The sequence below is a fragment of the Aeromonas sp. D3 genome (assembly GCF_027705025.1).
GTDB lineage: Bacteria > Pseudomonadota > Gammaproteobacteria > Enterobacterales > Aeromonadaceae > Aeromonas > Aeromonas salmonicida.
Genome location: NZ_JAPDBE010000028.1, coordinates 31,326 through 43,732, shown reverse-complemented (window position 1 = coordinate 43,732; position 12,407 = coordinate 31,326). Strand labels below are relative to the sequence as shown.

The 12,407-nt window shown below is 66.1% G+C and carries 5 protein-coding genes; all 5 read left to right on the top strand.

Translation table 11 applies throughout. The annotated features are described in order from the left end of the window. The first annotated feature begins 23 nt into the window (after window positions 1–23). The 5 genes from OKC28_RS15680 to amoH are packed head-to-tail and all read left to right on the top strand — an operon-like array spanning window position 24 to window position 12,352. On the top strand, window positions 24–932 hold the full coding sequence (locus OKC28_RS15680) for an isochorismatase family protein (protein WP_021139160.1): 909 nt from the start codon (window positions 24–26) through the stop codon (window positions 930–932). Further along, window positions 929–4,018, top strand: coding sequence for an amonabactin biosynthesis non-ribosomal peptide synthetase AmoF (gene amoF, locus OKC28_RS15675; RefSeq protein ID WP_270690206.1), 3,090 nt, complete (start codon window positions 929–931; stop codon window positions 4,016–4,018). Before OKC28_RS15680 ends, amoF begins: the two co-directional genes overlap by 4 nt. Window positions 4,019–4,038: 20 nt before the next feature. Further along, a complete protein-coding gene (locus OKC28_RS15670; RefSeq protein ID WP_270690204.1) occupies window positions 4,039–4,512 on the top strand; it encodes an SDR family oxidoreductase in 474 nt (157 codons plus the stop codon). Between the two features lie 8 nt (window positions 4,513–4,520). Then, window positions 4,521–10,769: an amonabactin biosynthesis non-ribosomal peptide synthetase AmoG gene (gene amoG / locus OKC28_RS15665; RefSeq protein WP_270690202.1), complete on the top strand. Its 6,249-nt coding sequence runs from the start codon at window positions 4,521–4,523 to the stop codon at window positions 10,767–10,769. After that, window positions 10,766–12,352 (top strand): amonabactin biosynthesis glycine adenylation protein AmoH, encoded by a 1,587-nt coding sequence (gene amoH, locus OKC28_RS15660; RefSeq protein WP_270690199.1) that lies wholly within the window; start codon window positions 10,766–10,768, stop codon window positions 12,350–12,352. The genes amoG and amoH overlap by 4 nt, the downstream gene beginning before the upstream one ends. Window positions 12,353–12,407 lie beyond the last annotated feature (55 nt).

Here is a 12,407-nt window from a genome sequence, read left to right as displayed (position 1 = left end):
AACTAAAAAGGAATCATGACGTTATGGCTATCCCAACCCTGAACAACTACGCCATGCCCAGCCAGTGGAAGGCCAACAAGGTCAACTGGACCCTGAACCCCAAGCGCGCCGCCCTGCTGATCCACGACATGCAGGAGTACTTCACCGCGTTTTATGGTGAGGACAGCCCGCTGATCGCCGCGCTCATTGAACAGCTGGTGGCCGTGCGCAAACAGTGCAAGGCCCTCGGTATCCCTGTCTTCTACACGGCCCAGCCCAAGGATCAATCCCCCGAAGATCGCGCCCTGCTCAACGACATGTGGGGGCCGGGTCTGAACAAGAGCCCTGAGCTGCAACAGGTGGTGGCAGGGCTGCGCCCGGAGCGTGACGACACAGTGCTGGTCAAGTGGCGCTACAGCGCCTTCCAGCGCTCCGAACTCGAACAGATGCTCAAAGACTTGGGGCGCGATCAGCTCATCATAGGCGGCATCTACGGCCATATCGGCTGCATGATGACCGCCTGTGACGCCTTCATGCGCGACATTCAGCCCTTCTTCCTGGCAGACGGGATAGCGGACTTCTCCCTGGCCGATCACCAGATGGCGCTCGACTATGTTGCGACCCGCTGCGGCAAGGTGATCCCCTGCGAGGAGGTGCTGGCACTTGCCCCGGCTTCCACTTTCGCCGTCCAGACTAATCCGTTGCTGACGTATGAGGGGCTCAAGGCGCGGCTGCTGAGCCATATCGATGAAGACGAAGGAGAGTTTGACCCGGACGAGAACCTCATCGACTACGGCCTGGATTCGGTGCGCATCATGTCTCTGCTCACAGAGTGGCGTGCCGCCGGGGTAGAGCTGGGCTTCGTGGACTTGGCCAAGCTGCCGACCCTCAATGGCTGGTGGCGTTTGATCGAGGCCAAGCTGGCAGCACAGGCGCTGGAGGTGACCCCATGAGCCGCTTCCCTCTGACCATACCCCAACAGGGGCTCTGGTCCGGTCATCTACTCAATGATGACAAGGCCATGTTCAACACCGCCGAGTGTATCGCCTTCGATGGCAAGGTCGACGTGGCCGTGCTGGTGGCTGCCCTCACCCGGGCTGTGGGTGAGTGCGAGGCGCTCAAGGGCCACTTCGAAGACGATGGGGAGGCGGTCTGCTTCGTCTCGGACGAGGCGCCACTCGCCTATGACGAGGTGAACCTTGAAAGCGATGATGAGGTCGTCGCCCGCGCCTGGGCATGGGCCGATCTGCGCCGCCCGTTCAAACTGACCGAAGAGGCTCCCTGCCGCTTCGCCCTGCTGCGTGGCCCCGGTCGGGATTACCTCTACAGCTGCGTGCACCACATTGCCCTAGACGGCTTTGGCACCACCTTGCTGTTCCAGCGTATCGCCGAACTCTATGGCGAAGGGCTGGCAGGGGCTGTGCCGTCGCCATCGCCGTTTGGCCTGCTGGATGAGGTACTGGCCGAAGAGCTGGTCCGCGAGGAGAGCGGCAAGAACGCTGCCGCCCGCAGCTTCTGGCAGGAGCAACTGCAAGGCTGGCCCGAGGTGAAATCCTTTGGCGAGACCCGCGCGTCCATCGCCGCCGAATTTATTCGCGAGAGCCGCCCCCTGCCGGCGGCGCTCTGGCAATCCCTGACCGGCTTTGCCGACGAGCACAAGCTGGGTTGGCCCGATCTGCTGCTGGCCGGCCTCTCGGCCCAGCTCTCCCTTGCCAGTGGCCAGCAACAAACGTTGCTTGGCCTGATGATGATGAACCGCATCGGGTCTGCCTCCCTGACAGTGCCCTGCATGCAGATGAACATCACCCCGTTGGCGCTGGCGCTCGGTGAAGAACTGGATCTGGCGGGGGCGGCCGGCGCCGTGGCCAAGACCAAGCGCGGCGTGCGCAAGCACCAGCACTATCGCTACGAGCTGCTGCGCCGCGACCTTGGCCTGGTGGGGGGCGACAAGCGATTGTTCGGCCCCCTGGTCAATATCATGCCGTTCGATCACGCCCGCCGCTTCGGGCCGCTCAGTGCCCATATCCTCAACATCAGCGCCGGGCCGGTGGAGGATCTCACCATAGAGGTGCAGGTGGGGGCTGATGGTCAGCCCAGACTGGATCTGGACGCCAACCCCGGCTGCTACCAGCAGGCCGAGCTGGTGACCATCGCCGATACTTTGTTCTCCCTGCTGGCCCGCTGGCTCGCCGCGCCCGCCCAGACCCTGAGGTCCCTCAAGGCCGATTGGCTGGCCGGGCAGCGGCAGGGAGCCATGATCACGGCTCCGGCTCACGAAGTGATCAAGGTGCGCCCTGTGCTGGACGCGCTCTGCCACTTCGCCGCCCAGACCCCGAACAAGATTGCCCTGATACAAGGTGAGGCGAGCGTCAGCTACGAGGCGCTGCTGGCCCGCTGCGAGCAGATGGCTGCGGCCCTGCAGGCGTCCGGCGTGCAGCCGGGGGACAGGGTCGGCGTCATGCTGGCCCGCTCTCCCCAGGCCATCTTCGCCCAGCTGGCTGTGCTGCTGGCGGGCGCCGTCTACGTGCCGCTCGACCCCGAGCAGCCGCTGGAGCGCCAGGGCCATATACTGCGCCTGGGCGAGGTCAAGACCCTGATCACCCAGGCCGAGTATCGCCACAAGCTGGCCAGCCTGTTCGAGGGGCGCACTCTCTTGGCCGGGGATCTGGTGAGCGACAACCGGCTCAACCAGCCGGCCGCCGGCCGCGCCGTCGCCTACCTGATGTTCACCTCGGGCTCGACCGGCCTGCCCAAGGGGGTGGCGGTCAGCCACGGGGCGCTGGATCACTTCGCCGCTGCCGCCCGCTGCCGTTACCACCTGGATGAAGGAGCGCGGATGCTGCAATTTGCCCCCTTCAATTTCGACGCCAGCATAGAGGAGGTGTTCGCCACCCTGAGCGCCGGTGCCACCCTGGTGCTGCGCACCGACGCCCTGCTCGAATCCATGGCCGCCTTTGCGGCCGGGGTAGAGCAGATGGGGATCACCCACCTCGATCTACCTACGGCGTTCTGGAACGAGTGGGTGGTGGCGCTGACGGCGGGCCAGGCCCATATTCCCTCGGGATTGGCCACCGTCATCATAGGCGGCGAGGCGGTTTACCCCGAGCAACTGGCCCAGTGGCAGCGCCAGGGTCGCCATGACGTGCGCCTGTTCAACACCTACGGCCCCACCGAGACCACTGTGGTGGTCACCACCCAGGAGCTGCAGCAGGAAGATCCGAATCAGGCCCAGCTGCCCATCGGTCTGCCGCTGCCCGGCATGCAGGCGCTCATTCTGGGGGCAGGGGAACAGCCTGCCAGCGAGGGGGAGCTGGTGCTGCTCGGCCCACAGCTTGCCAACGGCTATGTGGGTGGCGTGCAGGGGAGCTTTGAGACCCTTAGGGTCGGTGAGCAGGAGCTGCCCGTCTATCGCACCGGCGATCGGGTGCGGCTGGCGGCCGGCCGGCTGGTCTATCTGGGCCGGCGCGACAACGAGTTCAAGATCAGCGGCTATCGCATCCAGCCCGGCGAGGTGGAGGCCCAGCTGCTGGCCCTGCCCGGGGTGGACGAGGCCTGCGTGCAGGGAGTGAGCATCGGCAGCGTACGCCGGCTGGTGGCCTTTGTGGCCGGGCCTGAGCGCGACAGCCGCGTCATCAAGGCGCAGCTCGCCAAGGTGCTGCCCGCCGCCATGATCCCCACCGACTATCGCCACTATGACCAGCTGCCCCGTACCGGCTCCAACAAGCTGGATCGCAAGGCGCTGCTGGCTCAGTACCAGTCCACGGATGAGGCACTGACCCTCGGCAGTGAAACCGAGAACCGGGTCGGCGCCATCTGGCAGCAGATCCTGGGGCTGGCTACCATGGCGCCAGCGGACAACTTCTTCGAGCTGGGGGGGCAGTCCCTGCAGACCATACAGATAGTGAACCGGCTCGGCGCCGAGTTCGGGGTGCAGGTCAAGGTCTCCGACGTGTTCGACCACCCCCGTCTGGACGACTTCTGCCGCTTCCTCGACGGCAAGCTGACCGAGGATGAAGAGAGCGTGGAGATGGTGTGGTGATGAGCAAGGAGCAACAAGCAATGGCCTTTGATTTCAGTGGCAAGCGGGTCTGGGTGACCGGGGCTGGCCGTGGCATAGGGCGCGAGGTGGCGGAGCAGTTCGTGGCCGCCGGCGCCACCGTGGTGGGGCTGGATCTGGCGTTCCCCGAGGCAGTGCCGCGCATGCAGATGGCGGCCTATTGCGCCTCCAAGGCGGCGGTCACCAGCCTGACCCAGACGGTAGGGCTGGAGCTGGCCCCCTTCGGCGTGCGGGTCAACCTAGTGTCGCCGGGCTCGACGGATACCCCCATGTTGCGCGGCATGCTGCCGGACGAGGGGGCCATGGCCCGCACCATTGCCGGGCTGCCGGATCAGTTCAAGCTCGGTATTCCCCTGCGCAAAATCGCCACCCCGGCGGAGATCGCCAATACAGTGCTCTTCCTGGCCTCGGACTTGGCCAGCCATATCACGCTGCAGGATCTGGTCGTCGACGGCGGCGCCACCCTGAGCGCCTGAGGTAAGCCATGAACAATATGATAACGCTGCTAAAACAGCTGGAACGCCAGGGTGTCAGGCTGGCCCTCAACGAGAAAGGGCAGCTGATTTCTCAGTCGAGCAAGGAGGCACTGACCCCCGCCATCGGCGCCCAAATCAAGGCGCACAAGGATGAGCTGGTGCGCTGCCTGGCGGCTCGCGCCGCCTTCGAGGCCCCCATTGTCGCTCAAGGCGTTCAGAGCGGCCCGCTCTCGTCATCCCAGAGCGGGCTCTGGTTTATCGAGCAGTATGAGGAGGCCTCCCATCTCTACAATATGCCGGTCTACTTCAGGGTCCGTGGCGAGCTGGATACCCGAGCCCTGGAATTTGCCTTCGACCACCTGTTTGCCCGCCACCCCAGCATGCGCACCCGTTTCGTCAAGGACGAAGCGGGCAGGGGGGCCCAGGAGATACTGCCCCACGCGCCCTTCAAGCTGCATATTGAGGACGTGAGTGAGCAGCCCGCAGCCGAGCGCGAAGCCTATGTGGCCAGACGAGTACGTGAGGAGATAGGGAAGCCCTTCTCGTTGACTCAAGGGGACCTCAGCCGGGTGCACCTTATCCGGTTGGGGTCTCATGAACATGTGCTGTTGATCACCCAGCACCACATCGTCTCCGACGGCTGGTCGGTCAAGAACATGTTTGCCGACTTGAAGCGTGCCTTCCTGGCCCATCAGAACCGGGAGCCCTTGAGCGTGCCCGAGTTGCCGCTCACCTATCTCGACTATGCCCACTGGTTCAATTCGCCGCGCTTTCTTGACTATCACGCCGAGTTCAAGCCGTTCTGGGTCGACCGCCTCGGTGGCAGCCCCGAGGTGCACGGCCTGCCGCTGGACAAGCCCCGCCCGGCCCATCAGGCCAGCGGTGGCGAGCTGGTCTTTTCCACCATAGACAACGCCCTGTGGGAGAGCTTCAAGCGGCTGTGCCAGCGCCACAACACCTCCAACTTCATCGGCCTGCACGCTCTGTTTGCCCTGCTGATGGTGCGCCAGAGTGGCGAGAAGGAGGTGGTGATCGGCACGCCGCTCGCATACCGCGAGCGCCACGAGATAGAGTCCCTGGTGGGCTTCTTCGTCAATACGCTCGTGCTGAGAACACAGCTGGAAGGGCGGCCCAGCTTTATCGACTACCTGCAGCAGTGCCGGGAGGAAGACCTGGCGGCCTTCGATCACCAGCTCTACCGCTTCGAGGCGCTGGCCGAGGCCATAGGCGCCGATCGCACCACCGCCATCAACCCCATCTTCCAGATCATGTTGGTCTATCAGGCCAAGGTGGATTTCAACGATCTCATCCCCGGCTGCCAGCTGGTGGAGGAAACCTCCCCCGTGCTGCCCGCCAAGACCGACATCTCGGTCAAGGTGACGGAGCTGATGGATTCCGTCAGGGTGGACTGGCTGTTTGCCACTGCCCTGTTCGAGCGAGAGACCATCCAGGCTTACGCCGATCGTCTGCTGCACCTGATGCGCGCCGTGGTGGCGGCCCCTGAGACCGACATCTGGCAACTGCCGCTGGAGGCGGGCACAGACCGGGCCGCGCTGGCCGCCGAGCTCGCCAGCCTGCGACGGGACTACCCCAGCCGCGACACCCTGCTTTGCCACATCGAGCGCCGGGCCGCGCAGTTCCCCGACTCGCTGGCAGTGAGTGACGGCGAAGGCGCCCTGATTTACGGCGAGCTGGAGGCGCGTGCCAACCGGCTGGCCCACTGGCTGCTGGCCCGAGGTGTAACGCCGGGGAGCGCCATCGGCATCCAGGCCAAACGGGATGTGGCCTTCGTGGTTGCTCTGCTCGCCTGCTGGAAGGCGGGGGCGGCCTATGTGCCGCTCGACCCCGCCTATCCCGCCGAGCGGCTGGCCCATATCCTCGGCGACGCCAGCATTGCGCTGGTGCTGGGAGGGGAGCCGGATGCCCGGCTCGCCGAGGCCATCAAGGGCACAGATGCCGGTTACCACAACCTGCATCGGCTGGCGCTGGATGGGTTACCAAGCAAGGCTCCCGCCATCCCCCGGGACGCGGCCATGCTGGCCCAGATCATCTACACCTCCGGCAGTACCGGCTTGCCCAAGGGGGTCATGGTGGAGCAGGGCAGCCTGGTCAACTTGATGGCGGATCATGCCGAGCGCATCGCCCTTGATCACGAGGGTGCCATGTTCAACTGCATGTCTCTGTCGTTCGATGCGGGTAACATGACGACCCTGCTGCCGCTCTACTGCGGCGCGGCCCTGCACTTTGGCGAGCCGGGCGAGGGGGCCATCATCGCTGCGATCAACTGTGGCGCCAGCCATATGATCCTGCCCACTGCCCTGCTCGCGAACCTGTTGCCACTGACCGATCTCGGTTCTCTGCGCGCCATCGGCTTTGGCGGCGAAGCCTGCCCGAGCAGCCTGGTGGAACGCTGGGGGGAGCGGGTAGCACTCTTTAACATGTACGGCCCGACCGAGTGCACAGTCACGGCGCTCTGCGCGCGGCTCGTGCCGGGTCAGCCGATCACCATAGGCCAGCCCATCAGCAATTTAAAAGCGCTGATCCTGGACGAAGAGGGCAACCTTTGCCCCGTGGGGGTGCCCGGTGAGCTCTGCCTGAGTGGTCTGGGTCTTGCTCGTGGCTACCTCAATCTGCCTGAGCGAACCCAAGAGGCTTTTATCGAGCTGACGCTTGATGAAGACACGGATGCCCGCATTTACCGCCTCTACCGCACCGGCGATCGGGCACTCAGGCGCCGCGACGGCAACATCCAATATCTGGGCCGGATTGACGAGCAGATCAAGCTGCGGGGCTATCGCATCGAGCCCGGCGAGATAGAGACGCAAGTAGCCGCGCTGTGCCCGGCCATCCGCCAGATCAAGGTGGTGGTGCAAGACGGCCGCCTGCTGGCGTACGCCAGCCTGCATGCGGGGGCGAGTGAGCCGGACGGCGAGGCCCTGCTACAACGGGCCGGTGAATGCCTGCCCGAATACATGGTGCCGGTGCGCCTCTGCTGGCTGCCCGAGATGCCGCTCACCCCCAACGGCAAGCTGGACCTGCGCCGCCTGCCTGCCATTGACTGGCAGCAGAGCAAGAGTGAGCCACAAAGCGAGCTGGAACAGACGGTGCTCGCCATCTGGCAGGGGGTGCTCAAGCAGCCCCTCGGGGTGGAGGATGACTTCTTCCGCTTAGGCGGCGATTCCATCCTCAGCATCCAGCTCACCACAAGGCTGCGGGATGCGGGGCTGCACTGCAGCGTCAAGGACGTGTTCGAGGCCAAGACGGTGCGCCGCCTCTGCCGCCAGCTCGGCCAGCAGCAGGCGGTCAGTCACCAGACCGAACAGGGCAACCTGGTCGGCGACTTCCCGCTGCATCCCATCCAGCACTGGTTCTTCGAGCAGGGCTTTGCCAAGCCCGGTCACTGGAACCAGGGGGTAATACTGCGCCTGCCTGCCGGGGTGGACGATGCCGCCTTGCATGGCTGGCTGACTACCCTGCGCCAGCACCACGACGCCCTGCGTCTGGCGGTGACTCCGGGCGGCCAGCGCTATCTGGCCGAGCTGGCGCTGCCGCCCTTGCCGACCCTGGATGCAGGAGCACTCGGCGGAGCTGAACTGCAGACCCGCCTGACCGAGCTGCAGGGGGGGCTGGATCCCGCCAGCGGCCACACCCTGGCCTGGGCCCGCCTGCGCAACCTGGCCATCGAGGGTGAGGCAGAGCCGGTGGAGGGGCTTTTCCTCGCCTTCCACCATCTGGTCATCGATGCCGTCTCCTGGCGCATTCTGGCCGAGGATCTCGCCCGGGTGAGCAGGGGCGAGCCCCTGCCCGCCAAGGGCAGCAGCTATCGCCAGTGGGGCGAAGGGCTGGCCGCCTACGCCCTGCGCGAAGAGGATCAGCTGGCGTTCTGGCTGGCCCAGGGGGAGGGCAACCAGCGAGGACTGCTGGAAGCACAGCACGCCGAAGATGGCCGCGCCGCCGCCAGCCTGCTGCAACTGGACAAGGAGACCACGGCCCGCTTGATTGACCCGGCCAATCAGGCCTTCTTCACCCGGGTACCCGACCTGTTGCTGGCCGCCCTGACTCGCACTTTGAGCCAGCTGGGTTATGGCGCCCGCCACTGCGTGATGCTGGAAGGACACGGCCGCGAGGCAATCGATCCTGAACTTGATGTGAGCCGCACCCTGGGCTGGTTCACCAGCACCTATCCGCTGGCGCTGGCCGATGAGCCAGAGTGGGATGCGCTGGTGTGCGCCACCAAGGAGCGGCTGCGGGCCGTACCGGACAAGGGGGTAGGCTTCAACGCCCTTCGTCTGCACCATCCTCGTGGTTGGGAGCTGCCCGAAGCCCTCATCGTCTTCAACTACCTGGGGGTCAGCCATCAGGGCGCCGCAGGTCAGCCCTGGCAGCCCCTGCCCATGGTGCCGGGGGCGCCCTCCTCACCGGACAACCTGCCGCGCGAGATCATCAGCCTGCACGGGGGCGTCTATGACGGCTGTCTCACCCTGCGCCAGGTCGGCGCCCTCAACCAGCAAGGGAGCGACGCCCTGATGGTGAGATTGGCGGCCAACCTGCGTGCCCTGGTGGATCACTGCTGTGGGGTGAGCGCCCCGCGCCACACCCCGAGCGACTTCCCGGGGCTTGGCCTCTCGCAATCGGCGCTAGACCAGGTGCTGAGCGGGCGCGAGGTGGAGACACTGCTGCCCATGACGTCCTTGCAGCAGAGCATGCTCTATCACAGGGCGCTGGCGCCTCGTGATACGGCTTATCACCTGCAGACCGAAATGGCGTATCGCCAGCCACTGGACCTGGCGGTCTACCGCCAGGCCTGGCAGGCGCAGCTCGCCCGCTGGCCGGCCCTGCGCAGCGAACTGGTGCTGGCGGATGGGGTGGCACTGCAGCGCATCCTGCGCCATGCCGAGCTGCCATTCCACTATCAGGATCTGGTGGGGGATGAGCAGGCCGAGGCGCGCATCGCGGCCTATCGCCAGCAGGATCTGGCCCGCCCGATCCCGCTCGAGCAGGCTCCCTTGCTGCGGGTCGCCTGTTTCAAACTGGCGACCGATCACCACAAGGTCATCTTCAGTGCCCACCATGGCGTGCTGGATGGCTGGAGCGGCCCAGTGCTGCTGGGTTCCCTGCATCGCTGCTATCAATCCCTGATGAACGGCCTGCTGCCGCAAGCCGAGCCGGATGGGGCCTGGCTCGAATTTGGCCGCCATATCGCGAGCCAAACCCGCGCCAGCGAGGCCTACTGGCAGGGACGCGCCGAGCTGTTGGCCCGACCCAACGATCTCTCCCGCTTGTTTGGGGTGGCGCTGGAGCCGCAGCTGACGCAGCACAGGCCTGCGGTGTGCGGCCAGACCCTGGCGCCGCACGTGTCGGCTCAATTGGAAGCCCGCGCTCGCGAGTTGGGGGTGACCACGGGCTTGCTGGCCCAGTATGCCTGGCATCGCCTGTTGGCCCGCTGCTGTGGCGACGACATCACCCTGGTGGGCAACGTGACGCCGGGCCGGGATTTCCCCATCGAGGGGATCACCCAGAGCGTCGGCCTCTATATCAACAGCCTGCCGCTCAGCCTGGATTGGCGCACCGAGGCGACCCTGGCCGAGCATATCGCCCGGCTGCAGTCGGATTTGATGGCACTCAACGAGCACGGTACCCAGTCGCTCGCCGCGCTGACGCAGGGCAGAGCGCGCCTGTTCCAGAGCCTGTTCGTGTTCGAGAACTACCCTGTGCCGGCGCTGCCGGAGGAGCCAGAACCCCATCAGCTGGTGCCGCGTTTTGGCGCCGTGGTGGAGAAGGTGGAGCTGCCGCTCTCCTTGGTGGTAAATGCCCGCGGCGGCCGGCTCAACCTGCGCTTTGAGTTCGACGGGGATCTGATCCCCATGGCGAAGGCCGAATCCGTGCTGGCCGCCTGGCTGGCCGAACTCGGCTGGCTGGCGGGGGCGCACCTTGCGCTGCCGGCCAGACCCGATGAGATGAGCCTGCCTGCCCCCGTGGCCGCGCGCGTCGCGGCGCCAGTCGCTGGGCCCTGTCCGCCTGCGGCTCGTCCGCTGATGGCCCTGTGGGAGCGCCAGTGCGGCGTGCCCGGCGTCTGGCAACAGACCCTGTGTGAACTCGGGGTAGATTCAGTGCAGCAGCTCGCCTTGCTGGCGGCTCTCAATGCCGCCTTTGCCGGTGAGCGTGCGCCGCTCACTCTGCGGGATCTCAAGGCCCATTCATCCCCCAGCCGGCTCTATCAGCACTGGCTGGTGCGGCTGCCCGAGGAGGTGCTATGACGGCCCTGACCCAAGTTGAAAAAGAGAGCGTCAAACCGCTAGCAAACCGGGAGATGGGCAGCTTGCAACGCCGTACAGCCGCCGAGCAGACCCTGGGCTCGCGTCTGGCCGATTGCCTCGCCGCCACCCCGCTGGCCCCCGCCATCGGCATGGGCGGGGTCGGTATGAGTGAGCAAGACACTGGCGAGGCCGGCCCCGGCGTCTGGCTCAACTATGGCGAGCTCAGCCTGCGGGTCGGTCAGATCGCCGCCCGCCTGCAGGGGTTGGCGGTGGGAGAGCGGGTCGGCCTCTATCTGGTGCGAGGCCCGGATCTGGTGGCCTGCCTGCTCGCCTGCCTGCGCCTCGGCCTCACCTTTGTGCCACTCGAGCCGGATTTCCCGGTGGAGCGGCTGCAGGGTATCGCCCGTCAGGCCCGGCTCTCGGCGGTGATCTGTGATGGACATGGCGATGTGCCCGCGTTTGGCTGTCCGCTGCGCTCCCTCGCCGGCATCGGTCACGCGGGGGCTGCGACCGTGCAGTGGCCCAACGTGGACGATGCGCTGGCGGCCTACATGATGTTCACCTCGGGATCCACCGGCGAGCCCAAGGGGGTGGTCATCAGCCGGCGGGCCTTGCTCTGCTTCCTCGACGGGATCCGCGAGCGGCTCGGGCTATCACCTAACAGCCATTGGCTCTTTATCACCACCCCGGCCTTTGACATCTCCTTGCTGGAGATGCTGGGCCCGCTTTGGGGCGGGGGCCGGCTGACGGTGGCCGGCGGCGAGCACAACAAGGATCCGCTGGGAATGATGGCGCTGCTCGAGGCAGATCCTTCCATCAACTGGCTGCAGGCCACCCCGGCCTGCTGGCGCATGCTGCTCAAAGCGGGCTGGCAGGGGCGCGAGCGTCTCACCGCCCTGTGTGGCGGCGAGGCGCTGGACTCGGGATTGGCCGAGCAGCTTTGCAGTCGTACCCAGCGGCTGTGGAACTGCTACGGGCCGACCGAGGCCACCGTCTGGTCGCTGGTGAGCGAGGTGCGCTGGCCGCCGGCGAAGGGGCAGATCACCATCAGCCACAGCCTGCCCGGCTACCGCCACTGGGTGCTGGACGAGGCGGGGTTGCCGGTATCTGAGGGGGAGTGCGGCGAGCTTTGCATCGAGAGCCCGGCCCTGTGTGAAGGCTACTGGCGCAAGCCGGCCTTGACGAGCACCGCCTTCCTGAGGGTCGATACCCATCGGCTCTATCGCACCGGCGATCGGGTGCGCCGACTGGGGGCGGATCGCTTCCTCTATCTGGGAAGGCGGGACGATCAGGTCAAGCTGCGCGGTTTTCGCATCGAGCTGGGGGAGGTGGAGGCGGGCCTTCGCCGTCAACCCGGTGTGCAGGAGGCGGCGGTGCGCCTGGTCGGTGAGGGGGACGAGGCCATGCTGGTGGGCTATGTGGAGGCCAAGGCCGGGGTGATCCTCAATCGCCTCGCCCTGCGCAAGGGGTTGCAGGCCACGCTGCCGCACTATATGGTGCCGGCGCGGATCCTCCTGCTCGATGCCCTGCCCAAGACTGGCAGCGGCAAGCTGGACAGAAAGGCGCTGCCACTGCCTGAATAGGGCGACCGGAAAGCGCCAAACGTCCATAAAAAAAAGCCCGCATGATGCGGGCTTC

Excerpts from the sequence above, each read along its gene's own strand:
- OKC28_RS15680 (WP_021139160.1), top strand. The coding sequence starts at position 24 with ATGGCTATCCCAACCCTGAACAACTACGCCATGCCCAGCCAGTGGAAG.
- amoF (WP_270690206.1), top strand. The coding sequence starts at position 929 with ATGAGCCGCTTCCCTCTGACCATACCCCAACAGGGGCTCTGGTCCGGT.
- OKC28_RS15670 (WP_270690204.1), top strand. The coding sequence starts at position 4,039 with ATGGCCTTTGATTTCAGTGGCAAGCGGGTCTGGGTGACCGGGGCTGGC.
- amoG (WP_270690202.1), top strand. The coding sequence starts at position 4,521 with ATGAACAATATGATAACGCTGCTAAAACAGCTGGAACGCCAGGGTGTC.
- amoH (WP_270690199.1), top strand. The coding sequence starts at position 10,766 with ATGACGGCCCTGACCCAAGTTGAAAAAGAGAGCGTCAAACCGCTAGCA.